General features: G+C 52.0%; 37 protein-coding genes. All 37 read left to right on the top strand.

The features are described from left to right. Positions 1-15 precede the first annotated feature (15 nt). Positions 16-711, top strand: coding sequence for a phage antirepressor KilAC domain-containing protein (locus tag VN23_RS09110; RefSeq protein ID WP_052746679.1), 696 nt, complete (start codon positions 16-18; stop codon positions 709-711). Then, the gene (locus VN23_RS09105) at positions 711-1,724 is read left to right on the top strand and encodes a YdaU family protein (RefSeq protein WP_052746680.1); all 1,014 of its coding nucleotides are present in this window, start codon (positions 711-713) and stop codon (positions 1,722-1,724) included. The genes VN23_RS09110 and VN23_RS09105 overlap by 1 nt, the downstream gene beginning before the upstream one ends. Beyond that, complete coding sequence (locus tag VN23_RS09100) at positions 1,721-2,494, top strand: ATP-binding protein (protein WP_046352710.1); 774 nt, start codon at positions 1,721-1,723, stop codon at positions 2,492-2,494. The genes VN23_RS09105 and VN23_RS09100 overlap by 4 nt, the downstream gene beginning before the upstream one ends. After that, positions 2,491-2,838 carry a hypothetical protein gene (locus tag VN23_RS09095; RefSeq protein ID WP_046352711.1) on the top strand — a complete coding sequence of 116 codons (348 nt, stop codon included), beginning with the start codon at positions 2,491-2,493 and terminating at the stop codon, positions 2,836-2,838. The genes VN23_RS09100 and VN23_RS09095 overlap by 4 nt, the downstream gene beginning before the upstream one ends. Further along, a complete protein-coding gene (locus tag VN23_RS09090) occupies positions 2,835-3,017 on the top strand; it encodes a hypothetical protein (RefSeq protein WP_046352712.1) in 183 nt (60 codons plus the stop codon). Before VN23_RS09095 ends, VN23_RS09090 begins: the two co-directional genes overlap by 4 nt. Then, a complete protein-coding gene (locus VN23_RS09085) occupies positions 3,014-3,445 on the top strand; it encodes a recombination protein NinB (RefSeq protein WP_046352713.1) in 432 nt (143 codons plus the stop codon). Before VN23_RS09090 ends, VN23_RS09085 begins: the two co-directional genes overlap by 4 nt. After that, positions 3,442-3,828 carry a hypothetical protein gene (locus VN23_RS09080; protein WP_046352714.1) on the top strand — a complete coding sequence of 129 codons (387 nt, stop codon included), beginning with the start codon at positions 3,442-3,444 and terminating at the stop codon, positions 3,826-3,828. The genes VN23_RS09085 and VN23_RS09080 overlap by 4 nt, the downstream gene beginning before the upstream one ends. Continuing rightward, entirely contained in the window at positions 3,825-4,289 is a 465-nt protein-coding gene (locus tag VN23_RS09075; protein ID WP_046352715.1) for a hypothetical protein, read from the top strand. The genes VN23_RS09080 and VN23_RS09075 overlap by 4 nt, the downstream gene beginning before the upstream one ends. Beyond that, positions 4,286-4,666: a hypothetical protein gene (locus tag VN23_RS09070; protein WP_046352716.1), complete on the top strand. Its 381-nt coding sequence runs from the start codon at positions 4,286-4,288 to the stop codon at positions 4,664-4,666. The genes VN23_RS09075 and VN23_RS09070 overlap by 4 nt, the downstream gene beginning before the upstream one ends. Then, positions 4,663-5,049, top strand: coding sequence for a hypothetical protein (locus VN23_RS09065; protein WP_197433071.1), 387 nt, complete (start codon positions 4,663-4,665; stop codon positions 5,047-5,049). The genes VN23_RS09070 and VN23_RS09065 overlap by 4 nt, the downstream gene beginning before the upstream one ends. Beyond that, a complete protein-coding gene (locus VN23_RS09060) occupies positions 5,046-5,306 on the top strand; it encodes a hypothetical protein (RefSeq protein WP_046352717.1) in 261 nt (86 codons plus the stop codon). Before VN23_RS09065 ends, VN23_RS09060 begins: the two co-directional genes overlap by 4 nt. Further along, entirely contained in the window at positions 5,303-5,452 is a 150-nt protein-coding gene (locus tag VN23_RS21965; RefSeq protein ID WP_197433070.1) for a hypothetical protein, read from the top strand. Before VN23_RS09060 ends, VN23_RS21965 begins: the two co-directional genes overlap by 4 nt. Next, positions 5,442-5,783: a DUF1064 domain-containing protein gene (locus VN23_RS09055; RefSeq protein ID WP_046352718.1), complete on the top strand. Its 342-nt coding sequence runs from the start codon at positions 5,442-5,444 to the stop codon at positions 5,781-5,783. The genes VN23_RS21965 and VN23_RS09055 overlap by 11 nt, the downstream gene beginning before the upstream one ends. Continuing rightward, positions 5,784-5,951: a hypothetical protein gene (locus tag VN23_RS21810; RefSeq protein WP_156455163.1), complete on the top strand. Its 168-nt coding sequence runs from the start codon at positions 5,784-5,786 to the stop codon at positions 5,949-5,951. Continuing rightward, entirely contained in the window at positions 5,952-6,524 is a 573-nt protein-coding gene (locus VN23_RS09050) for a hypothetical protein (RefSeq protein ID WP_046352719.1), read from the top strand. Between the two features lies 1 nt (position 6,525). Beyond that, the gene (locus tag VN23_RS09045) at positions 6,526-6,765 is read left to right on the top strand and encodes a hypothetical protein (RefSeq protein ID WP_046352720.1); all 240 of its coding nucleotides are present in this window, start codon (positions 6,526-6,528) and stop codon (positions 6,763-6,765) included. Positions 6,766-6,964: 199 nt separating this feature from the next. Continuing rightward, the gene (locus tag VN23_RS09040) at positions 6,965-7,228 is read left to right on the top strand and encodes a hypothetical protein (protein ID WP_156455162.1); all 264 of its coding nucleotides are present in this window, start codon (positions 6,965-6,967) and stop codon (positions 7,226-7,228) included. Positions 7,229-7,259: 31 nt separating this feature from the next. Next, a complete protein-coding gene (locus VN23_RS09035) occupies positions 7,260-7,463 on the top strand; it encodes a hypothetical protein (RefSeq protein ID WP_046352722.1) in 204 nt (67 codons plus the stop codon). Positions 7,464-7,650: 187 nt separating this feature from the next. After that, positions 7,651-7,989, top strand: a complete 339-nt coding sequence (locus tag VN23_RS09030) for a hypothetical protein (RefSeq protein WP_046352723.1) — start codon at positions 7,651-7,653, stop codon at positions 7,987-7,989. After that, positions 7,986-8,600 (top strand): hypothetical protein, encoded by a 615-nt coding sequence (locus VN23_RS09025; protein ID WP_046352724.1) that lies wholly within the window; start codon positions 7,986-7,988, stop codon positions 8,598-8,600. Before VN23_RS09030 ends, VN23_RS09025 begins: the two co-directional genes overlap by 4 nt. Then, entirely contained in the window at positions 8,566-10,011 is a 1,446-nt protein-coding gene (locus tag VN23_RS21475; RefSeq protein ID WP_197433069.1) for a terminase large subunit domain-containing protein, read from the top strand. Before VN23_RS09025 ends, VN23_RS21475 begins: the two co-directional genes overlap by 35 nt. 4 nt (positions 10,012-10,015) lie before the next feature. Continuing rightward, positions 10,016-12,166, top strand: a complete 2,151-nt coding sequence (locus VN23_RS09015; RefSeq protein ID WP_046352725.1) for a portal protein — start codon at positions 10,016-10,018, stop codon at positions 12,164-12,166. After that, positions 12,166-12,375 carry a hypothetical protein gene (locus VN23_RS09010; protein ID WP_046352726.1) on the top strand — a complete coding sequence of 70 codons (210 nt, stop codon included), beginning with the start codon at positions 12,166-12,168 and terminating at the stop codon, positions 12,373-12,375. The genes VN23_RS09015 and VN23_RS09010 overlap by 1 nt, the downstream gene beginning before the upstream one ends. Positions 12,376-12,457: 82 nt before the next feature. Further along, positions 12,458-13,324 (top strand): hypothetical protein, encoded by an 867-nt coding sequence (locus VN23_RS09005; RefSeq protein ID WP_046352727.1) that lies wholly within the window; start codon positions 12,458-12,460, stop codon positions 13,322-13,324. A 2-nt stretch (positions 13,325-13,326) separates the two neighbouring features. Further along, positions 13,327-14,319, top strand: coding sequence for a N4-gp56 family major capsid protein (locus VN23_RS09000; RefSeq protein WP_046352728.1), 993 nt, complete (start codon positions 13,327-13,329; stop codon positions 14,317-14,319). A 64-nt stretch (positions 14,320-14,383) separates the two neighbouring features. Continuing rightward, a complete protein-coding gene (locus VN23_RS08995) occupies positions 14,384-14,674 on the top strand; it encodes a hypothetical protein (protein ID WP_046352729.1) in 291 nt (96 codons plus the stop codon). Further along, positions 14,674-15,312, top strand: coding sequence for a phage adaptor protein (locus tag VN23_RS08990; RefSeq protein WP_046352730.1), 639 nt, complete (start codon positions 14,674-14,676; stop codon positions 15,310-15,312). The genes VN23_RS08995 and VN23_RS08990 overlap by 1 nt, the downstream gene beginning before the upstream one ends. Then, entirely contained in the window at positions 15,309-17,039 is a 1,731-nt protein-coding gene (locus VN23_RS08985; RefSeq protein ID WP_046352731.1) for a hypothetical protein, read from the top strand. Before VN23_RS08990 ends, VN23_RS08985 begins: the two co-directional genes overlap by 4 nt. After that, the gene (locus VN23_RS08980) at positions 17,036-17,476 is read left to right on the top strand and encodes a hypothetical protein (protein ID WP_046352732.1); all 441 of its coding nucleotides are present in this window, start codon (positions 17,036-17,038) and stop codon (positions 17,474-17,476) included. Before VN23_RS08985 ends, VN23_RS08980 begins: the two co-directional genes overlap by 4 nt. Before the next feature lie 9 nt (positions 17,477-17,485). Beyond that, positions 17,486-17,803, top strand: coding sequence for a hypothetical protein (locus tag VN23_RS08975; RefSeq protein ID WP_046352733.1), 318 nt, complete (start codon positions 17,486-17,488; stop codon positions 17,801-17,803). A gap of 2 nt (positions 17,804-17,805) precedes the next feature. Then, positions 17,806-19,608, top strand: coding sequence for a hypothetical protein (locus VN23_RS08970; RefSeq protein ID WP_052746681.1), 1,803 nt, complete (start codon positions 17,806-17,808; stop codon positions 19,606-19,608). A 9-nt stretch (positions 19,609-19,617) separates the two neighbouring features. Continuing rightward, positions 19,618-20,040 (top strand): hypothetical protein, encoded by a 423-nt coding sequence (locus VN23_RS08965; protein WP_046352735.1) that lies wholly within the window; start codon positions 19,618-19,620, stop codon positions 20,038-20,040. Next, a complete protein-coding gene (locus VN23_RS08960) occupies positions 20,037-21,008 on the top strand; it encodes a hypothetical protein (protein ID WP_046352736.1) in 972 nt (323 codons plus the stop codon). The genes VN23_RS08965 and VN23_RS08960 overlap by 4 nt, the downstream gene beginning before the upstream one ends. Before the next feature lie 2 nt (positions 21,009-21,010). Next, on the top strand, positions 21,011-22,000 hold the full coding sequence (locus tag VN23_RS08955) for a hypothetical protein (RefSeq protein ID WP_046352737.1): 990 nt from the start codon (positions 21,011-21,013) through the stop codon (positions 21,998-22,000). 10 nt (positions 22,001-22,010) lie between these two features. Continuing rightward, positions 22,011-22,427 (top strand): hypothetical protein, encoded by a 417-nt coding sequence (locus tag VN23_RS08950; protein WP_046352738.1) that lies wholly within the window; start codon positions 22,011-22,013, stop codon positions 22,425-22,427. Then, positions 22,427-22,891 (top strand): hypothetical protein, encoded by a 465-nt coding sequence (locus VN23_RS08945; RefSeq protein ID WP_046352739.1) that lies wholly within the window; start codon positions 22,427-22,429, stop codon positions 22,889-22,891. Before VN23_RS08950 ends, VN23_RS08945 begins: the two co-directional genes overlap by 1 nt. Further along, the gene (locus VN23_RS08940) at positions 22,891-23,961 is read left to right on the top strand and encodes a hypothetical protein (protein ID WP_046352740.1); all 1,071 of its coding nucleotides are present in this window, start codon (positions 22,891-22,893) and stop codon (positions 23,959-23,961) included. The genes VN23_RS08945 and VN23_RS08940 overlap by 1 nt, the downstream gene beginning before the upstream one ends. Positions 23,962-23,978 lie beyond the last annotated feature (17 nt).

The following is a 23,978-nucleotide window of genomic DNA, read 5'->3' as shown; positions in this document are numbered from 1 at the left end:
TCCTTGGAGTTAATTATGAGTAATTTGATTCTCAATAGCAAGGTCGATGCGAGTGAATTGCTAAGTAGCCTCACCTTGCTTGATTTAATCAATGAAAAGCGCGTGAGCAATGGCGAGCAACCCATTCGTCGCAATGATTTTGCTGAACGTGTGTTTGATGAGCTGGAAGGCGAGCACTACGAAAGTTTCGTAGTGAAAAATCCTAACGGCACAGTGTCTTGGGTTGCCTCCCTAACGCTTGATCAATGCATGCTGGTTTCAATGCGCGAGTCAAAGGCTGTGCGCCGTGATGTGCTTGCTATTTTAAAAGAAGCCCGAACGCCCGTCTTTGCTATCCCTGTTACTTTTTCTGAGGCTTTGATGCTGGCATCTAGACAGGCCGAGCAAATCGAAGAACAGCAAACGGCATTACTTTTGGCCGCGCCAAAAGTAGAGCACTTCGACAAATATGTAGCCCGCGACAATCTCCGTAGCCTGACCGATGTGGCTAAGAGTATGGGGCTATCTGCCGTCAAGCTTGGACGCCTGCTACGTGAGCACGGCATGGCTTTTAAGCGCACCGATAAGATGGTGTGGATGCAATGGTTTGTTGATAAAGGCTATGGCGTCATCAAGCAGGTTGCCGCTAATGACAAAGACCGTGATCAGCCATTTATTACCAATGCGGGCGATGCGTACATCAAGGCCCAATTTGGCGAGAGGGCTGCGTAATGAACTATTACGAACATCACATCGGCGATTATGCCCAAGCGACGGCCCACCTCTCTTTATTGGAGGACGGTGTTTATAGCCGGTTGATTCGGAAGTATTACGCCTCAGAAAAGCCATTTTTGAATGATGTAAAGGCGGTGGCTCGCTTGGTTGGCGCACGCACAGATGAAGAGCGCGAGGCTGTAGAAGTCGTGCTCAATGAGTTTTTTATCTTAGAAGCGGATGGTTGCTGGCATAACAAGCGCTGCGATGAAGATTTAATATCATATCTGGATGGCTTACCAGCAAGAGAAGCAAAGACAGCCAAGGGAAAAGAGCGCCTGCAACGCCACCGTGAAGAGCGGGCGCAATTGTTTGAAGCGCTGCGGGTTGCGGGTGTAGCCGTTGCATGGAATGCACCTGTAACGCTATTGCGTGAAAAAGTAGCGACCTTGAACGCACCTGAAACGCCGTTTCAGGTCGCACCTGCAACGGCAGCTGAAACGCCTGCAACGTATCCCCAGTCCCCAGTCCCCAGTCCCCAGACACCACTAAACCCCTCCGTAGTAGAGAGCGTAGTAACTCAACCAGAATTGCGCGAAAACGAAAAAAGCACCGCGCTCACTTCTGACGAGCCAAAAATTGATCGAGCGGTTGAAGTTGCCAAGCTCCTGCGAGAAAAAGGAATTCAAGCTACGCCAGCCATCTTGCGGCGCAGTGATTTCGCCGCAGCACTGCTACAGCCTGATGCTGACTGGCTTGCTGCTGCCGAACTAGCGCAAAGCCGCAAGCCAGGCGAACAGATCAGCGTGGCGTATTTGCGGCCCATGGTTGAGGACTATGGAAAACCTGCAAGGGATTCGCCGAAATTCGTGGCGTCGAACGATAAATTTCAAACGAGTTTTGATCGCACCTCTGACCGTGAATTGGCCGCGACCTCGCTGGCTCGAATGATTGCGAAAGGGAAAGGTAGCGCGATTTACAGCGACGCTGACCTAGATGATTTTGGCGTTATGCCAGAGGTGGCCGCATGACAACCGTGATTGAACGTGCCAGCAAAAGCCTCGATTTGTCTGTGTTGCCGATGTTTTCAGGCTTTCGCCAATGGCGGGGTACATGCGAAAAGCATGGTGAGCAGGTGATTTCTGTGCCGCCAAGCGTGAAAAGCTGGGTTTGTCCTGTTTGCGTTAGCCAGAAAGCGGCAAAAACGTTGCCGGTCGAGTGGCTAGAAGAGCGTGCGAAAGCGCTGATGACCGTATCCCATTTGCCGGAAAAATATGTCGGGCAAAAGTTCGTGGCTACAAGTGACGAGCAGAGACGGGCACGGCAAGCGGCGAAGCTGTTTTACGACCAAGTGACGCAAAAAAAGGTGTGGGCCTCGCTCAATCTGGTAGGTGAGACGGGGACGGGAAAAACGCTACTGGCGTGCGAAGTGATGCAGCGTTTGATTGTTGGAGCTGGTATGTCATGCCGCTATGCCACATCAATGGGGATTCTCTCCGAAATCAAGGAGAGCTACGGCACCGAGGGCAAGACTGAAAACGGTGAAATCCAGCGTTTTGCCGATTTTGATCTGCTGATCATTGACGAAATCGACCAGATTCGTGGCTCAGACACCGACAGGTTGTTGCTGCAAGAGGTTGTAAATCGCCGCTACAACGCTAAAAAGCCGGTTTTGACGATTAGCAATTTGAGCTTTGAGAGCTTCGGCAAGGCCGTCGGCGCTCGAATTGCGAGCCGACTTTCTGAAAACGGTACGGTAGTTTTGTTTGATTGGGCGGATCAGAGGCGGATAGCGGCATGAGAACAGATAACTCCAAAACCATTTCATTCAAAATGGCCGAGTTTTACAACATGTGCGGCATGGTTGAAGTGAAATTCGACCGCTTTGACTACGGACGTAAAGTGAAGTGTAAAGCGCGGATTCAAGTCCCGTTTTCTTGGTGGAATGATTTCTCTAAGAAAGAGAAGCAGCGACTTTTTTATTTTGCGTACGTTGCCGCACAAGTTGATCAAATGTTAAGCGACAAGCGCCCCTTGGTGGTTATTGATGGATTTCACATTGTCTCGCTTCCTCCGCTTAAGCATCTTGCCTGTCAGCACAGCCTACCCAAGAAGGTATACGAACTATGGACGGCCACAGCATGAGCATCATCTACGTGGCCGAGCACAACAAAGCCCCTAACTGGTTCGCGTGCAAAAACCATTCTGGCCTAGCCAGCATTCTATCGTCTGCGGCGAAGTTTAAAACCAGTGCGGCGTGTGAAAAGTGGATTGCTGCACAGGAAATGGATGCTAGGGCCGTGGCGAAGGAATGGACGGAATGAGCGCCCTATACCGCGAATTCATCCTAAATGGGCCAAGTGTCTGGGCTGCCATTGGCGCATTGGTGCGAGACAACGCCAAAGCCCTGATCGAGAACGGCACGCCGCTGCGGGTGATTGTGACCACATCAGAGCGCAAGCGAAACAGCGAGCAAAACGCCTACTACTGGGCCGTAGTGCTCAAAAGCATCAGCGAGCAGGTGTGGGTGGCCGGCAAGAAATTTGGCCCTGATGTTTGGCATGAGCATTTTGCACGCAAATTCGGCGTTTGCGAGGACGTAACGCTACCCAATGGGGACGTGATCATCCGCCGAAAATCCACAAGTGACATGGGGGTGAAAGAGTTTAGCGAGTACACGACTCAAGTAGAAGCGGATGCGGCTACTGAGTATGGGGTTTGTTTTCCGGCGAGTAGGGGGTTGGTGCAATGAATCAGAAAGAGTTAATCGAAAACCTAGGTTCCTTGAGCTTTGAAGAGCGAATTAGCGATTTAGAGTTGAGACAGCTAGTCGCGATGCGGGAAGTGCTTGAGTCAAAAATATCTGAGGTAAAAAGTGCGCCGGCTCGGACGATTTGGGTAGTCCGCAATGCGAAAGATAAAGATATGTATTTTAGGGAGGAATGCTATCTAGATGCGCTGGCCGTTTTTTTGTCTTCTTTTGAGGAAAATTTTAAGACTGTTGCTTCAGATTTCACTGCAAATCCAATGCTCAGTCATCGTTTTTCCAGTGAGATGCCATTGCTCACCCCGTATCGCTTACCTGAACCCGATTATCTTCGGTTTTGGTCTTCTGCTGACGGGACTAAGTCATGAGTAGAGACGTGATCAATATGGTTTTTCACCGGCGCTCTGATGTTTTCACGCCCAAAAACCTCGAAGAGGAATTTACGGTTGTAAATCCAAGCCGCAAAACAAAGCGTTTTTTAGCTGCGATGAAGGCGAAGGGGAGGATTAAGCCCGCATTCTTGAAAACGATTGAGGTTGAGCACGTTACTTTCTTAGCCAGTAGTTTCATGGAGAGGCTTTATAAGGCTAAGCGCAATATTTTTGAGAATTGGAATACTCGTTCGCGAACGTTGCTTATGGGGCCAAGTGATTTTGAGGAGCTAATGGGGGTGGCTGCAGCTTCGTTTGGCATGCAATTCACTGCCTCCGCCAAGTTCGGTATGCCATCCAGTGGCGGGTATACATACGATGCGCAGGTATTGGGCTTGAACGTCCGAGTCATCCCATGGATGAGCGGAATGCTTCTTTTACCGGAAGACATGCAATGAGCAAATCAACGAAAGCGCTACTAGATGGATTAACTATTGATCAGCTTCGTGAGTTGAGCGAAGAGGCTCAAAAAGCGGCTCAAAGCGCCGAGACTATCAAATACCGGATCATTTGGCATGTAACGCAAAGAGCGGCAGCGTACGGACAGAAAGAAGGGGCCGATCAAGCCTTTAAAGAAGAAGGCTTTAACGAAGCGGCTGCAGTGTTTTTAAAACTTTGGATTGATTACCGCGATAGCGCATCAAGCCATGTGAGGACAGGAGACAACCATTACGGCGTTTCGTCATTGAGAAGCAGACCTGAGTTTTTTTCGCAGATGCTGACGCAAGATGTGTATGAAAAATATTGGGCAGAAAAAAGCGAGGCCGAGTCATGAGCAAAGTATGCGCGCGCCCTCAGTCTTGGCAAGAAAACAGTGCAAGCGGTGACGCTTCTATCGTTTTAGCCGGAGCAACACGCCAAGCCATCCCCAAGGCCGCACCCAAGAAAAGCGCTACTTGGCTTGATGCGGTACGCAGTCTCGAATTTTGCGTACTTTGCGGTACGCACGGCGTGCAAGCGGCTCACAGGAACGAGGGTAAAGGCAAGAGCCAAAAAGTGGACGACGCCCTGACCGCTGCGCTGTGCTTGAAATGCCACCATGAAATTGACAATGGGGTGCATCTGAGCAAAGAGGAGCGCCGAGCGATGGCGGACAGGGCGATTGTGCTTACTTTGCGTGAGCTGTTTCAGCGAGATTTAGTGAGGACGGTGAAATGACTATTCAGACAATTGGCTGGCCGATCATGGGAAAAGCGATAGGTTACGTCAAAAAATGGGAAGAACGGATCAATGGATCTGGCAAAGCCATCAAAGAGAAGTTGGCAAGGCCGCGCATTAAGAGAATTAAACACCTCTCGCCCATGTGGGAGTGTCGCAGTAGCGAAGCCTGTGCTTACGGCATGACGCCAAAGGATGCATACATGAACTATGTGCATCTATTGCCGTATGTCCGCTCCGCAATGGGGCGCATATGAAACCAAGAATCAAATTTAGCTCTTTTTCCGGTCAATATCTTTGCTATGGACAGATCAATGGGCTGACCGTGCGCGAATACGGGGCAACGACTGGCGAGGCACTGGCTCGCTGGGCCAATTGTGTGAGGTTAACTTTTGCACCCTAAGCCAAGCAAGTATAAAAACCAAAAAACGGGTGGCTACGACTCGAAGAAAGAAGCCGCCTTTGCGGCAAAACTGGAATTGTTTCGTAATGCGAACAATCCAGCCGAGCGAGTCGTCGTGATCGAGAAACAAGTTAAGTTTGAGCTAGTGCCGTCACAAAGAATTGACGGCAAATGTGCAGAGCGGGCCTGTCACTATATCGCTGATTTCCGTGTGGAGTATGCGGACGGACGCAAAGAGGTGATCGATGTAAAGGGCTTTAAAACTGCTGATTACATCATCAAGCGCAAGCTCATGCTGAAAGTCCACGGCATCCAGATTAGAGAGGTTTAAATGCTCGATTCCGAAATGCAGGCCATCGCCCAAGCGGTAGTACAAGGAAGCCCGCAATTAGCAGCGCATTTGCTGTATTTGGGTGATGAAATTGCTAACGAAGATGCGATCCAGAGGATACATCTACTAGCTAGATTTGCTGATGCCATACGTGGTGGAGGGGATTAAATGCTACGAGATCACTGGACTGACGCGGGCCACGCGATGAAGTGGGCGCTTACTGCGGATGCGGCGGCGGTTGACCCGACAACACGCAGCCAGATTGGGCGAATTATGACCGCGCGTGGTGGAGTGCCAACGGGGCATCATTTAGACGTGAGGGCGCAGGCCAGTATGATTTTACGGACGGCACAAGAGGCGCTGCACGATCAGCCGCTGGCGCTACTGCTCATTACAGGGCGTCGGACCCCACATGAGGCGGTACGTGTGGCCACAGCCAAGGCGATTTGGGATCAATTGCCCGATGCGGATGACGTAGGACAGGCTCCCGCGATAGAGGTCGCGTATCGTTGGATGCTACGAGCGCAGGATCGGGATTACGCGCGTAGGCAGCAGCGCATAGATGGGAAAGGGGGCATTAACTGCGATCAGATTGGGCTGGATTACGGCATTCCGTGCCGCGAGTTTCGCAAGTGGGTGGAAGGGGTAGAGCGAGCACTAGACAAGCTCGAGGCCGTGGCGCTGGATATGTGCGAAATGATGTTTAGGAAAAAGCAGTGGGTGGGTGTGGTGGAGCATTGATATGGGCGATATCACTATTATTGATGTGAAGCCAATTCATATTTCAAACGAATTGGAAAGAGTGGCCTTTGAAAAGATCCCCTATGAAAAAGTTCTTTATCCAGTACAGCACCTTTTCGGGGATTTTGGTCTTCTTATCGAGCGCAACGGGGTAAGGAAGATATTTACGATGCATGACGGAGTCGGGAAGGAGCTTGAAATAGGGGACGACTGGCATTGCTGGAGAAAAGTTTACCTATAACTATCTTACTAAGTTCTTACTGTGCATTCTTATATGTTGCGGCTGGTACGCACACTTGGTACGCACTAGAAAATTAATGCGTACCGCGTACCAAATTCGCCTGACCCTCAGTTTGGGACAGGCTTACCGTTCATCGAAATACTAAATTATTTAGTTAAAGCCTATTTACTAAATTATTTAGTATCGCTATAGTTACGTCATGGATGCAACGGCAGCCAAACAACGTAGGGGATTTAAAATGTCACTCGCAAATGTAAAAACACTGCAAGAACTGCTGAGCTTCCTCAATAACTTTGATGGCGATTTTCAAGAGGCCGGTATTGATACAACATCGCTACCTACTTTTGGTGGTGACGAGCCAGAAAGCACATTGGGGATTTTTAGTTGGGATGAAAAGTACCTGCTTGTTCCAGCGAGCGGAAATGGCTTTAAGCTCGTAGCGCGTGAAATCGAAGAAGAATAACCCAAAGCCCTTCGGGGCTTTTGAGGCAAGCATGACGCACGAACAATTCAAACTGTGGCGTACAGCCACCATGAGCTACACCCAGCAGCAAGCAGCAGATGCGCTGGGTGTTAGCCTGCCTACGCTTCAAAGCTTAGAGCGAGGGGCGACTTTTAAAGATAATCGCCCTCTTGAGATAGATAAAAGAACAGCATTAGCCTGCGCCGCACTGGCGGAAGGACTTAAACCCCTGTAAAAATCGCTATTGACGCCATGTCGTTCACTTTGTATGATTTCGCTATGCTTGTAACCAATGCGCCCTGATCAATCTGATTGGGGCGTTTTGCATTTCTAGCGCCCAATTTAGCCAGATTCAGCCCGTACTCTTCACCGAGACGGGCTTTTTGTATTGCGCGAAAGCGCCACCTCAAAGGAGGTGATCTATGCCTGTAAATGCTGCTACTGAAATGTATGAATTTACTGTGCTCGACTGCACTGAGTGCGCTAAAGAGGCGCTAGCGTTAATTAATGGTTTTCTAAATAGAAAGCCGATCAAGAAAGCATCTAAAAAGTTGCGCCCAATTTGTAACAATTTTGCGGTGTTTGTTGAGAATGGCGAGATTACTGTCGCGCCGGAGTTATCGGAAGAGCATTTCGGGCTGCGGGTGTGCGTGAAGCGCTTTGTGGGTATCTACACGAAAGCCATTTCTATTACTGATCTGGCCGACGATATCCGCGCCACGCTGTATGCAATGCCTATTTCTGGCGTGAAAGTACTGTGACTGAACCTAAGAAAGTAACGGATTGGGAGCGGATTGAACGTCTCTATCGCGCGGGCAAGCTCAGTAATCACGCGCTTGCGGCGCAGTGCGATGTCACGGAAGGTGCAATTCGCAAGCGAGCTAAGCGCGATGGCTGGGAAAAAGATTTAAGCGCACGCGTTGATGTAGCGGTGAAAGCTAAGCTGGCCAGAGCGCCCATGCTCACGAAAAGCCACGCGACAGAGCGGGAAATTGTCGAAGAAGCGGCGAGCACGGCGGTGGCACTGGTTCTTGGGCATCGCACTGAGATTGCCAGGCTGCAATTGCTCGCTAAGACCATGGCAAATCAACTCACAGACGCGACCGAGAACGAGCAGATGATGATCGACGAGATTGTCATTGTCACTGCTGAGGATGAAGGCGACCGGCGCAGATTGAGAATGGAAGCCGCTGTGGCCTTGCCTGCTCGCGTTGATACGCTGAAAAAGCTTACGGATTCATGGAAGACCATTGTATCGCTGGGGCGTGAGGCATTCAGCCTAGATAAGCCAGAAGCGCCTAAAGACCCACTTGAGGATTTAACAGAGGATGAGCTTGATGCAAAACTCGCTCAATACCTCCCAAAAAACTAAGCTGCTCGCACTACTAGCAGAAAAAGCACGACGCGTAGCAACGAATAAATGGAAAACGTATTACCCCGACGAGGGGCTGTGTAGCCGTTTTGCGTATAAGAAGCACATGGGCTTCTTTGCGGCTGGGTTGAATTACCAGCAGCGCTTGATGATGGCTGCTAATCGGGTAGGCAAAACCGAGGGGGTCGGGGCTTATGAGGTCATGCTCCACCTCACGGGACTTTATCCTGACTGGTGGGAAGGAAAGCGGTTTGATCGGGCCACAAAAGGCTGGGCAGCAGGAGATACGCGGCAAACAGTCCGCGACATTCTGGCTGAGAAGCTTTTAGGGCCAAAATCAGCACGCGGTACGGGCATGATCCCGTTAAATCATATTGTGCGCATTGTGCCGCAGCCCGGCGTGCCGGATGGCGTTGAAATTGTAGAAGTAAGGCATGTATCGGGTGGCGTCTCTAAGCTAGGTTTTAAGTCATTCGATCAGGGGCGTAAGTCGTTCCAAGGGACCGAGCAAGACTTTATTTGGCTGGATGAAGAGCCGCCGCAAGAGGTTTACGACGAGTGTTTAACTCGCGTAGCGACAACGCGGGGCTTGTTAATGCTCACGTTTACGCCGCTATCTGGGCTGTCAGACGTTGTGTTGATGTTCTTGCCAGGCGGGGACATTAAAGAACAGACCGACGAGGTGGCTAGCCGCTTTGTAGTGATGGCGACTTGGGATGATGTGCCGCACTTGGACGAGCAGACCAAGGCGATGTTGTTTGCTTCTTATATGCCACATCAGCGAGCTGCGCGGTCGAAGGGCGTTCCATCGCTGGGGGCAGGGGCAATTTACCCTATCCCAGAAGAAGATATCACGGTTGATGATTTTCAGATTCCTGATCATTGGCCCCGCGCCTACGCCATGGATGTGGGCTGGAAAAGGACGGCGGTGGTGTGGGGGGCGATTGATCCATCTTCTCGCACTGTATATCTATATAGCGAGCATTACCGTGGTGAGGCCGAGCCGGTTGTTCATGCCAGATCTATTCAGGACCGTGGCGATTGGATACCGGGCACGATTGACCCGGCTGCAAGAGGCCGGGGACAGAAAGACGGCGAGCAGTTGATGCAGATGTATACCGACTTGGGCTTGAATTTGGAAAATGCAGACAACGGTATTGAGACGGGGCTTTATGCGACTTGGACTATGTTTTCTGCAGGGCAGCTCAAAGTCTTCAAATCAATGCAGAACTGGCTTGCCGAATATCGTATGTACCGACGCGATGAAAAAGGAAAAATCGTTAAGAAAAACGATCACTTGATGGATACCACTCGCTACTTTGTGACGACAGGCCGAGAAATTGCCATTACTAAGCCCGTACCTATGCAGTACCAACACCAGCGCTACGGCGACACTCAAATAGGCTACTAAACGCATGAACGATCAAGCTGTGCAAGATCCCATCATCGGGGAGGTATCGGCACGCCCTGATATTGCATTGCTGGCGATGACGCTGCAAAAAGATGTTGATGAGCGTTGCAGTAAAAGAGCGGCGGTAGAAAAGCGCTGGCATGCAGCGACGCTAGCGTATAAGGGCAAGTACGACTCTGTTACAGAAAACCAGTTAGCCCCTAATAAGAGCAAGGCGTTTTACAAGGGAACGAAGAAGCTTTGTAATTTTGCTGAGTCGCGGCTGGCTGAAATGGTCCTGCCGACGGATGACCGCAATTGGTCAATAAAGCCGACGCCTCTGCCAGACCTACCCCCTGAGTTTCAAGCGAAAGCACCGCAACTTCTAGCCACGGCCATGGCTAGTGCGCTGAAAATGCAGACGCTGATGGACGATCAGTTAACGCAGGCCAACTACAACTCGGTTATGCGTCAGGCGATTGCCAGTGCGGTACGGCTGGGCATAGGGATCATGAAAAGCCCTGTGGTTGTGAACCGTGAAAAACGCCGGTATGTGCAGCGAGAGGTTGCTCATGGCGTGATGGAATTCGTGATCGATGTATCGCAGGATTTTTCGCCATCGGTTAACTGGGTAGATCCATGGAATTTCTACCCGACGACAGGCGCAAAGCGCATCGAGGATTGCGACTCCACGTTTGAACGCCATCCGATGACGCGCAAGGATTTGCGCGAGCTGGCAAAAACGCCGGGATTTGATCCTAATGCGGTTCGTGAGCTATTGAAGCGCGAGCCGGGCTTTAGATCTGATCAGTATCAGCAAAATCGCGCAGTGTCCGACGATCAGGCTGATATTGATAAGACTCTATACAACGTATGGGAATTCCACGGCTCATTACCATTAGATGCGGCTGCGGCGTTATGCGGGAATGATCCGGTCGAGGCCGATCCGTTACAAGAGAAGCGGGTCATTGTGTGGTTTTGCGACGAAATCGTTTTAAAAGCCGTTGAATACCCGCACGACGACGAGGCCTTGCCATACAACTGCTTTAACTGGTCTGTTGACCCTGATTCTATATGGGGCTTTGGCCTGCCTGATGACTGCGAAAACTCGCAACGAGCCGCCAATAGCGCATTACGCATGCTCTGGGATAACGCGGCTTTTAGCGTATTACCTCAAATCATTATCGATCAAAGTGCGATTACACCGCAGGACGGGCGCTACGAGATTCGCCCCGGTAAAGAATGGCTGCTCAAGAAATCAGTAGTGGATGTTCGGACTGCGTTTTCTTCTGTTGAAATTCCGACGCGTATTGGCGATCTGATTGAGATTTTCAAGCTCGCGCAGCAGATGATGGAAGACGAAACGGGTCTGCCGATGCTGATGCAAACAGGGCAAGAGCCGCAAGTTACGCAGACCGCGACCGGTACGGCGATGCTGATGAATTCAGCCTCTACGCCGCTTAGACGCTTAGTCCGTCAGATTGATGACTGCATTACCCGCCCCGTGATCAAGTCGATTTACCAATACAACATGCAATTCCATAACGATGACAGCGTGAAAGGCGATTACGACATCGTGGCGCTGGGATCTAGCTCGCTACTGGTGCGTGAACAGCAAACTAGCGGGCTGATTGAGGTACTACAGCTAGCTCAAGGCTCGCCGGTATTAGCACCGCTAACTAAATTCCCTGAGCTTTATCGCAAGCTTGTTGCCTCTATGCAGATTAATGCCGATGGCGTGATCAAAACTGAGGACGAGCTGGCGGAAGAAACCAAGCAACAAGGCCAGCAAGCACCGAGTACTGAGCAGATGAAGCTACAGCTCGAACAAGCCAAGGTGCAAATCGAGGAACAGAGGCTAGAGCTTGCCAAGCAGAAGCAAACATTTGAGCAAATCCTTGCTCAGAGCCAGATCCAACTCAAGAGAAATGAACTGCAAGTCAGAGCGATGGATGCCAGTTCGGGACTGCAATCCGATCAAATCAATGCCCAACGCGAGCATGAGCGCATCGTTTCTCATGAAGCCCTGCAGGTAGCCAAGATGAATACAGACCAGCAGGGTGTTTTCCAGAAAATACAGAGCATGGAGCGCATGAACGCAATCAAGATCGACGCCGAAAACCGCCGCTTTAATGCTGAGATTCAAACCAAAATCACCCAAGGGAGCGGCATTTAATGATTAATGCCGAGTCCCTTGAATGGCGAAATACACAAGCGCTACTTGAAGCGCAGATTGATGCAGCAAAGGAAGCGCTGACCCATCAGCGTGATGCACTGCTGGCTGCTGAGCTGCGTGGCGGAATTGCAGCACTGCGTGGCGTGATTGAATTCGTAATGAATCCAGTACTCACGATCAAAGACCCGCCAAACCCGTATCAAACCTAGTTCCTAAACCGACCGGCGCAAGCCCGTCACATCAAAGCCACCCTCGCCGGTGGCTTTTTTTATGCCCGAAGGAGTTGCAAGCATGTCTGAAGAAACAATCAATCAAGAGCCGCAAAACGACGTAGACGCTGCTGAGGCGGAATACAACGCCGCATTTGCCGCTGCATTGAAAGATGACCAGCCGCCTGCTGCGCCGGAGAAGGCAGAAGCAAGCCCCGAAGTAGACGATGTACCCGCTAAAACCGAAGAAGTTGAAGCCGCACCTGCCGCCACCGAGCCGCAGGGGGCTGAGCCAGAAACGGTTGAGCAATTGAAAGCGCGTTTAGCTGTACTAGCGGCAGAGCGCGACAAGATTCTTCACCAAGCCAGATCCGACGCGGGCCGCGTTGCCGCCCTGCAGCGTCAGTTGGCGCAACCCAAGCAAGAAGCAGTGCCTAAGCATGATGCTACCGCCGCCTTGGCCGCCGTGGATCAGCTTAACGATTTTGCCCCGGACGCCGCCAAGGCGATCAGGCAAACGCTACAGCATTTTGATGAGCAGTTAAGTCAAGTCACCGCAACAAACCAGCAAAGCCAGCAAGAGCGCGAGGTTGCACAGTTTGACGCCACTAAGCAAGCCTGGCAGCGGGATTTGTCAGCGGTTCACCCTGACTGGGAACAGGTCGATAACTCGCCCGAGTTTGGCGCGTATATGCAGACCCATCCCGAAAAACTGTTTTACGCACAAGCTAACCCATTTGATGCCGCCGCTCAAGGCCGCTTCATCACCGAATTCAAGGCCGCGCAAGCCGCCAAGCAAGAAGCTGCCGCCGCCACTCGTGCCGCCCTCGCAGCCAGCAAGAAAACCCAACTCACCAATGCAGTCGGCATTAGTCGCGGCACGTCTGGGCAAAAGTCCGACCCCGACGATTACGACACTGCATATCAGAAAGAACTTAAAAGGATCTAGCAATGGCAACTACCAGCATGTCCGGTCTGAGCAATGCAGTGCGAGCGCACTTCGATGCCCAGCAATTGAAATATGCAGAACCCATTTTATGCGTAGCGAAAATGGGCATGGAGCGCACGCTCCCCAAAAATCGTGGCGATCAAGTCAAGTATTTGCGCCCTGTGCCGCTGCCTGCCGCGACCACCCCTTTAACTGAGGGTGTCGCGCCAACAGGTCAGGCGATGACGTATGAAGACGTCAACGTCACTACAGCGCAGTACGGCGCTTTCGTCGAAATCACCGACAAGGTACTGGACCTGATTGAATGTCCTGTCCTGAAGGATGCGACCAAGTTATGCGGCGAGCAACGCGCAGAAACCGTAGAGCTGATCGTGATGGGCGTGATTCGCGGCGGCACTAGCGTGGTGTATGCCAATGGCTCCGCTCGCAATGCAGTGAATACCGTTCCCACCATTGGCAAGCTTCGCGGGATTAATCAATTCTTGCGTCGTCAGCGTGCCAAGACCATTACCGAGTTTGTGAAATCCACAGCCAATCAAACCACGGTGGCAATTAAGCCTTGCTGGGTGGTGATTTGTCATACGGATGCACAGGCTGATCTTGAGCAGATCTCCGGCTGGAAATCGCCTGAGCAGTATGTCGGCACGACCGAGCTGCTGCCCTGCGAGATTGGTTCTATCGGCGAGTTTCGCTTTTGCGCCTCTCCACTTGTACCGATTTGGGCCGATGCAGGCGGCGCTAAGGGTGCGATGAAATCCACCTCCGGCACTTCTGCTGACGTGTATCCGATGATCGTACTGGCGCAAGACTGCTTTGGCCGTACCACATTGGGCGGTTATAGCGCAGAAAAGCTGTTGATTAGCGATGCGGCCAATATCTCTGTAGCCAATCCATTGGGGCAGAAAGGTACCGTGGGCTGGAAGCAGTATTTTGCTTCTTGGATCGCCAATAACACTTGGATGACCCGTCTCGAGCACGCCATTACCCTGCTGTGAGTTTAACGGCTTGACCTAAGCCCCATCGTTCGGTGGGGCTTTTTTACGTCTGGAGTACGACAAAATGGCGACAAAAAGTGAATTGAAATCATCGGTTGTAGTGGTGGGTAGCCTCGAATTCCCCGATGAAAAGGTGATGATTGTGAACTGCCCATCTACGGAGACCGACGACCGAGCTGTGCCAGTTGGGGTGAATTTTGTGATGTATCAAATCCCTCGCGGCATGGACGTGCATGTTGCCTATCCGATTTATGAAGCGCTTAAAAACGCCGTACAGATGAAGTACATACAGAAAAAAGACGGTATCGAGTCGTTTGAAGCGCCGCAGTACAGCCATAGCGCACGGCCTGCTTAATGACTTACCTTCAGCTTTGCCAGCGCACATGGCGGGAAATTGGCATGCAGGGCGATGGCATGACTGCGGTTGATAGCCAGACCGGCATTATTTTGGACGTCGTGACGTGGGTGCAGCAGGCATGGCTGGATATTCAGAATGCCGAGCGCTGGAATTTCTTGCGGGCTGATTTGGCACTGACTTTGCTGTCTGGACAAAATGAAGTAGCAGTTGCCGCGTCGGACATGCTCGAAATTGATCAGTCGCATGGCTGGGTGAATGGCGGAGCAATTGACTGGGCTAATTACGGTGATTTTCTAAGCGCTTATCCGCTGCCTGTTTTGGGCTCACCCGGTATTGCCACTTTGTCCGGTGACGGGCGCACGGTACGTTTTAATGCCTTAGCGACGGCTGACTTGCCGGTGCGTTTACTAGGCTGGAAACCACCGCAACTCTTGTCCAGTAATTTGCATGTGCCGACCATTCCAGACAGCTATCACATGGCGATTGTTTGGCGGGCGGTGATCCTTTATGCGGGGCGCGAAGAGGCGGGCATTCTGGAGCAAAAAGCGCAGCGGCAATACGATGATTTGATTCGTCGAATGATGCGCACCGAGCTAGATGCCATTGAACGGGCCAGCGGCTGGAGCATGGCATGAGTTGGACGCCGGTAACGTTTCCCATGCGCGAGGGCTTGAATCTTGCCGATTCCGCCATTTTGGTCAAAGCGGGCGAAGCGATCCACTGCCGTAACTACGAGGCGGTAGATGGTGGTTATCGACGGGCTGACGGTTACGCGTGGTTTGATGGCTCGCTAACCCCTGCGGTTGTACCTGGCTCTGGCCCGATTCGAGGTGTTTTTTATCTTAACGGGTTGGTGTACGCGTTCCGCAATGCTACGGATGGACTGAGCTGCAAGCTGTATCAATCCGGCGTTTCAAGTTGGGCATTGGTTACGTTGAATGCGGCGATTCAATTCAATACCGGCACGTTCAAGATCAAAGAAGGCGACACCATTACTGGTGCAATTTCTGGTGCAACTGCTTTGGTTAAGCGGGTTTGCACCACAGACGGCGATTGGTCAGGCGTACCTGCGCCGATGGTCGGGGCGCTAGTGGTATCTAATATCACCGGCACATGGCAAAACGCGGAAAACATCAAAGTTGGGGCGACCGTTTGCGCTAAGGCGGCAAGTTTGGCGGTCGTGCCGGTACTACAGCCGGACGGCAAGTATCAGCTCTTAGCTAACAACTTTGGTGGGGCAGCGGGCACGCAGCGGATTTATGGCTGTGATGGCAAGAACCCTGCGTTTGAGTTTGACGGCACTGTGTTCGCGCAAATCCCTTCGTTAATGCCAGTGAATACGCCCAAGCAAATTGAAGCGCATAGCAACTATCTATGGCTTGCGTTCAATGGTGGCTCGCTCCAACACAGTGCTATTGGCAATCCTCTTTCATTCGTGGTGGCGCTCGGGGCAGATCAGCTATCGACCGGTGCAGAAATTACTTCTTTGAATTCATTCAAGGGCGAAGTCATGGCGATTGGCTGTGATGATCGTGTCTTGTTGCTGTATGGCGCAACGTCATTGACGTTTCAACTCAAAACCCTTACGCAATCCAACGGTGCTTTATTTGATACCGCCTGCGAAGTAAAAGGCGGATTGCTGTACGCCTGCGCGGAAGGCCTACAAAGCATCGGAGCGGTTCAGCAATACGGCGACTTTGCCAGCTCTGCAATGTCACGCAAGGTCAAAAAGCTGATTAATAGCCAGAACGTGCTGTTCTCCTATCCGGCGCGGAGCAAGGGCCAGCTTCGTTTAGTGATGAACGATAAAACCACGCTGATTTTTACCGTGCAGAGCAATGGCTCGGTGGTCGCCATGCGGCACATTTACCCCGATCAATTGGCAACGGCTGGATCATGGCGAGACGTACTGGGTAGCGAGCTGATCTTAGGCGGCTTTGATAATGGGCGTGTAGCCATACTGGACAGTGGAACGAGTTTTGCGGGCGCGGCGATTCAGTCTGTGATTCGGCTGGCTTACGTGCTGGGCAAAAGAGGGCGGCGGATGCGTGCCCATCGCCTAGAGCTGGAAATGCAGGCTAGCGCTCCTTTGAATTTTCATACGCGCGTTGAGTTTGATTATGGCGCAGCGGTCAGCGCTGATCACGAAATGAACTCCCATGGCGGCGGAGGTGGAACGTATGACACCGCCCAGTATGACCAATCCCGCTATTCCGCTGGGCTATACCCCACGGCTTCCATTCCCATGCGCGGCATTGGGGAAAATTTAAACCTGTTTATCGTGCATGAAAGCGCCGTGGATGAAGCATTTACGCTCTCTGCTGCCACATTCTATCTCTCAGAAAAAGGGCCTGTGCGATGAGTACATATTTCAATTGGACGACAACCTATCTGCCGGACGCCTTGATTACCACGACTGATGCGACCGCGCTGTTGAGCGCGATCAAGACCGGTTTCGAAGCGGTTGAGGAGGATTTTTCGGGGGCGAGCGGGATTGCGGCTTCTGTTGCTGCGGCGACCGCTGCCAAGGTGGCGGCACAAGCAGCCGAAACAGGGGCGACCGCACAGGCGGTGATTGCTACGACACAGGCGACTAATGCGGCAACAAGCGCGGGGATTGCTCAGGGTGCGGCGGCAAGTGCTCTTGTGACTGCGGCTTCTATTGGCGCAGCGGCTGGCTTTCCGGCTTTTGCGGGCAATGCCAATAAAGCGCTACTGGTTAATCCGACTGCCGACGGCGTGTTATTTGCGAGCACGTTTTCTGGCCGTGCCAGTCGTTTTTATTTTGCAAGTTTATAGAGGTCCATCATGGCATCAGGCTTGGTTTGGTCGGGAAATTTACCCGCAGCGTCTTTTCAGGATACCGGTGTAGTCGCAGGCGGTAATGTGCGCACGGCAAATATTAATGTGGTGAATTACGGCGTAGTGGATACGACTTTGCGCGTGTACATCAGTACCAGCGCCAGCCCAGCGGATGCGGATCGTGTAGAGCCTGATTTGTTACTCAAAGCGGGGGCGATTTACAAGCTAACAGGGGAACCCATGAGCGCAGGTGAACGAGTGGTTTTATTTTCAAGTGTTGCGAACGTTGCGGCGCGAGTTTCTTGCTTTGAAGAGGTGGCTTAATTATGCGCGCAATTGATAAGCAAGCCGCAGCTAATGTCGGTGTATCCAGTTCGGGGCAAGTGCTGGCCAAGGTTGTGCCTAAGTCTTTGACGGGCCGTGTGATTGTGCCAAAAGGTGCGACCAAGTGCCTGATTACCGGTGTAGCTGCAGGCGGTCGGCCTGCTGCTGGGATTCCGCTAGCAAACGGGCTGCCCAATACCTCTATCATTGCAGCCAGCCCCCTAGGCAACTATGTATTTTCTATGAACTCATCCGGCTCTACTACTCCAGCAGCAATGATCGATCCTGTTGGACGGAAAGTAGGTCAATCATTAGTGACTGGCGGTACTGTCTTTAATGCGACAGCAGTTGGCATCGGGCTACTGGTCGCTGATAACGGGGTAGCGGTGGCGTGGGGATACAATGCCAGTTATTCACCATATATAACCCTAGACGGCGGCCTTAATTGGGCGCAAAGCAACGTACCTGTCACGTCTGGATCTGCTAACGCTAGATTGATGGCAATGGCCCCAGCCGCGTGCGAAACAGCGTCTCCTACCAGCATGCGTATTGCTTCGCTATCTGGCACTGCAAGCGTTATTTCATCATGGAATGGTTCGGCATTTACCAATTCCGCAGCTTATGCCAGCACGCTTGCGAGTATGCACTATGCCAACGGTTACTTTTTAGCCGCCTCATCCAGTGCGGGCGATAAAACGGCATTCTTTTACCAAACGGCGGCCGACTCAGTCAATCCTGCGGGCTGGCCCAAGGTAACGGTAGATGCCGTTAACGTGCATCAGGTTGGCTCCGTTATTTATGCGTTTGGTCTGTACATTATTCTCTGCACCGATGGAACCATCTACACATCGAGTACCATCAATGGCACGTACACGCAACGTACATCAGGCCTAACGAGCGGTAGCACGCTGTTGTTTGGTAATGCCCGTGTTATTGCCTTCGGCAACAAAACTTCTACGACGACTGACGGCATTACTTGGACGGCGGTAACGCTAACAGGGCTAACTACCGCAATACAAAGAATTTGCTTTGCCTCGCGCACAGGGCATTTTGTCGCTTTGGCTACAGGAGGGCTGTTTTGGAGTGTCGATGGCTTGGTGTGGACATTAAACGCTGCTAGTTCGAGCTTTAATCTTGTGTCCGACCATCCATCTGGAGTGATTGCCGCCGTCGAGGGCTCGGCAACTTACAATATTTTCCCCGATATTACTGTCCAGTTTTTTCTGAGTCCCTCCACATCAGGCGATGGTGGCAATCTTCGCGTGATCCGGCAAAGTGATTATATGGAATTGCTTACGCTAGGGGGCGGGCTAAATACGCGCTTTGGTGGCTGCACTACTAGCGCAAGTTGTGGTGATAGCTCCATTAATAACGGGGTAGGTATTGGCGGCATGGGCTACCTGACCGGAGTGAGCTTAGGTAGTGGCAATGCGGCTGTTGGTATCACAGGTGCGGCTGTTTTTGGCGGCGGTGCTGTGCCGATGGCGTGGGAAATTACACCGCAAAGTTACGGAGTTAAGTTTGCCGGTGGTAGTGGTGGTGCAGGTGCGACCAGTACCCCCGCAGGTGGCGGCTCAATCATGGCGCGGCCCAATGTACAGGGGCGTGCGATTGGTTTTGGCGCTGGCGCAGGTGGTAACGGTACGACAAACGCCGGTGGCGGTGGCGAAGGCGTAGTGCGCTTTATGGTGGACGTAGTGGAAGGCGATGTACTGCTGTTTGGCGCGGGTATGCCCATGGCAAATCAAGCCTCCAATTTATTCTCTGATCCATCGTGCGGCCATATCGCATTTGAATTTATCTAGGAGCTTGCCATGACCCAATACGCTTATATCCGCGATGGTGTGGTTGCGCATATTGCGATGAGTGACAAAGAGGAAATGACCGGCTTGCAGTCTGTCGTTGCCTTGCCACTCAAGCACGCCGTGACGGAGGGTGATCGGTATGATGGCCGTGCTTTTTCGCGTGTAACAGTAACACCTACACCTGCCACCCCTCCAAAACTCACCCCGATCCAATTCAAGCTTTGTTTTACCGTGCAGGAGCGACTGGCGATTGAGGACGCGCGAGTGGAGGATCGGATACTGCAAGACGCGTACAAGATTCTGGATGATCCTCGCTTAACTGAAGTTGATCTGGGTTTGGCGAGTACCCAGCAGATCATTGACTATCTAGTGGGCATTCGTTGCTTGAGTACCGAGCGTGCCGAAGCGGTTAAGCGTGGGGTGTTGCTATGAGCGTACAAGACCTGCGAAATGCGGTAGCAGCGGGAACATATACCCATGAACAAGCTGCGGCCTATGACCCCGAATATCAGACGAGAGGGATAACTGCAGCGCCGTCTTCCTCTGCATTTTCTGCGCCAGCGCCACCCCCTGCGCCGGTTTACACGGGGCCTATTACTCGTGCAGTGCAAGACAATGAGCTGACGTCAAAGAATTTGGCGACTTTGTCGGCGCGTGGCTCGCCTTTGGTTACCCAGGCAAGAACCAATGCCATGGAAACAGCCGCCGAGCGCGGGCTGGGCAATAGCGGCATGGCCGCGCAATCCGGTGAACAGGGTGCTTTGTCTGTGATGTTGCCGGTGGCACAGGCTGATGCCAATACCTACAGCAGCACGGCAGCAGCTAATCAGGGGTATCAGAATCAGTTTGGTTTACAGGGCAATCAATTCGAGTTTCAGAAACACCAAGGTGCGCTAGATCGAGATCAAGCCACGGGCTTGCTACAGAAGAATATTGAAAATCAGCGCTTTTTGCAGGACAACCAGCAGCAGTTTGCACGTGGTGAGAGCCAGCTTGACCGCAATCAGGCCACGGGCCTATTGCAGAAAAATATTGATGCATCGGCTGCGCAGCTTGAGAAGCAGCAGCTCTTTTCGGGCGGGCAGGCAGATAAGGACAGGGCGGCGCGGGCCAATGAGTTCACTCAAACGTTAACCAAACAGAACGATCAGTTCTTTGCGCAGAATAATCTCAATCGGGATCAGCTGTCATGGACGATGCAGAACGCCAGCGCGGTACTGAATAACGCTAGCTTTAGCAACTACGCCGCGATGATGACTCAAATCCTAGAAGGGACGGGGCCGGATAAGGCCAACTCCGTGAAAATGATTAACAAGCTGTACTTCGGTAATGAAGACGGTACGGGCGAGTTTAAGTTAAAGCTTGCGCCGAATAGTCTTACACCTGTTGCCGGGGGTTAATTATGGCGGGTAATTATGGGAATGGCGCGCAAGGTGGCGATGGAACGGGTGGCGGTGGTGGCGCACAATCAAGCGGACCTACGGGCGGAGGGGGTCGCGGTGCGGGTGATAGTGCGCATGGTTATGGTAATGGTCCGGGCAATCAAGGCAATAACTCGAGCAGTAATGGTGGTGGGAATACGGCGGGAAGTAATTCATCGCCGGGGCAATCCCTTGCTGCTGCGCTGGGGGTAGATCAAGGCAATAAAGGGGGCGATACAGCCGTTGCAAATGCGCATGACACCGCTCAGACAATGTCGTCCATGTTTAGTATGTCTGATCATGACGCGTCGAAGTCTTTGTCGCAACTTGGATACAATTACTCGGATCGAGCAAGTGTCGTCGGCTCTCTTGATGCACTTGCAACAGGGCCACTTAGCTCGGCCATTTTAAGCGCAGGCGAAACGGCGGTTAGTTTTTCCAATCCTGCGATTGGGCTTGCCTTGCAACTTGGCGATATTGGTCAAAAAGCCTACAGCCGTGGCTTTGATAGCATCAAAGGCAGTGCACCGAGTCTAGCGGGAATGGCCGTAAATGCGGTGGCCGGACCCTGGGCTGGAGCGGCTGCTAGTGCGGGCACCAGCCTTGCAATGGGCGATGAATCTGGCGCTGCACGCACTGGTGGGGGCGTGCTTGGCTCTCTTGTGGGCGGTTATTTGGGCGGCAGTCCAATCAGTAGCAAACTAGGCAGCGTCGTAGGCTCAAAGGTTGGCGGGGTACTGGCTAGAAGTGCCGCCAGCGCAGCGCCAAGTAATGCCGACGGCGGAGGTTATTCAACAGGCGGTCAGGGTGGCAATACAGATTATGCTGATGGCTCGCTATCAAAAGCATTGCTTGGAAATACAGGCAATACGGGAAACACAGGGCGAACCGGCTTAAACAATGCAGTTGCGCCGAAACAAGTTATATCGCCAATTCAAACGGCCATGGCTAATTACAGCCAATTCTCATAAAGGGTAGGTCATGGATGATTTTGATTTTTCAGATATTAATTGGAGCGATTCTGGCTCTAGCGATATTTTGCCAAGTGAGTTTACGGTTGATTCGGGCTCTACTGATTATGACTATACGCAGTTTCAAGGCGCTGATTCGTTGGCTTCAACATTTGGCGGAGTGACTGATGTGGCTGGTAAGGTGTTTGGCTCGCTTTGGGATGGCGCAAAAGCAGTGGGGACTGCTTATTCTGGCATGGATTCATCGACCAAAGGCTTGCTTGCTTCAATTGTTGCGGGTGGTGGGCAGGCTTATTTGCAGGGAAAGCAGCAAGAGCAATTAATTGATGCAAAACGAGCAATGGATAAGGAGTCGTGGGATCGCGTGCAAGAAGCACGTCGCATTCCCGAGGGTATTAAATTGGGTACGGCCGGAGGCTTTAAATAATGGGCATTTTAACCGACGCACAACAAGCGCAAGCGCCAACAGCCGCGCCAATGCAAACAGCACCAACACAGGCACAGCAAGCACAGCAACCACAGCATGTGCGGATTGCTCAAGACGCGGGCAAGATTATTTTTAATCCTCAGATGCAGGAGGCCGTGGCGCAAAAGTTGATGGCCGATGGCAAGTTAGATGAGGATGAGGGCGGCGAGCTGGTGGTTAATCTGGTGATGGGTGCTTTGGATCAAATCCAGAAAACAGGCGAGGCTAGCGACCCCAAGAGCATTAGCCTAGCGCTACCTATGGTTTCACAATTGGTGGCCGAGTTTTGCGTAAAGATTGAAGCCTTGCCGCAAGAGCAGCTTGCCGCCTACGCCAAGGCTGTTTTGCCATGCGCCGTGGCACTGTTTAAAACCCGTGTGATTGATAAGCAAAGCGCGCCTGAAACTCAAGAAGAGGTGATGTAATGGCTGGAATCCTTGAAACGATTGTAGGGGCGGCAACGGGTGGCGCGGGTTATCTAGCGGCGTCGGCCAAGGCGGAGCAGAGCTGGAAAGAGAAGGACGAGTATTTGCAGGCGAAACTCGATTTTCAGCGCCAAATGTCAGAGGCTAAAAACGATAATAACCTCAAAATGCTGGAGCAACGTCTAGAGGCGAAGCAAGGCGGTGGTGGGCGTGGGGGCAAAGGCGCTGTATTGCCAACAAGTGACGAAGACTACTTGCAGATTGCGGCGAGTAGCGGCATGACCGTACCACAGGTAAAAGAGTATTTAGATAGCGTGACGACAGGAAAAATGCCGACACGGACGCTGCAGACGCTAAGTGGTGGGCGTGACTTTAGGGGGCCACCTACGGAAGGGGGCGTGCCTGCTGATGCGGAAAATAGCTACATTGAGTCGCAAGTGCCTGATGAGGCTGCTGCGCAACGAATTGGAAAGGCTAAAGAAATCTATGGCGATGCGGTGTTGCGCACGCTTAATCCCGATCAGTATGGTGGCGTGCAGAAGGGCGATGAGCAACGCATGACCAATGGCATTTTACAGGCCGCCATTCAAAGTAAAGACCCACGCGCTATCGAATCGCTTGCAGCTTGGAATCGCGCACAAAAAGGCGATGGATTCTATGCGGGTGGCGAGAATGTACTGACAGGTAAAGCGGGTGAACTTGGCAAATCAGAGCTGGGTGTGAAGCAGCAAAATGCCAATACAAATGCGAAAGAGGCCGAAACAAAGGATGGGCAGGCCAAGTTTGATCAAAGTCCTGATGGTGTCGGTAGTAAACGTGATTATCGTAGGGATGAAATCTTCCGAGCAATTACGACGCGGCAGGAGGATTTAAAAATCGTGATGCGAGAGCTGGAAAATATCATGAATAAAAGCGATAAAAACCCTGCGTACGTTAAGAAGCTTCAAGAAGTGCAAGGCGTTAAAAAAGAGATCAACGCCCTGAGGGAAAGCTTGACTACTGCGCAACAGCCCTCGTCAAAGCCTCGCAATTTTCTAACCGATCCGATTCCAAAGGTGGGCGGGCAGTAGCCTCTACTCCTCTAACA

Source organism: Janthinobacterium sp. B9-8, assembly GCF_000969645.2.
Lineage (GTDB): Bacteria > Pseudomonadota > Gammaproteobacteria > Burkholderiales > Chitinibacteraceae > Iodobacter.
The sequence above is the reverse complement of the archived record's forward strand: the minus strand, read 5'-3'. Positions and strand labels throughout refer to the sequence as shown.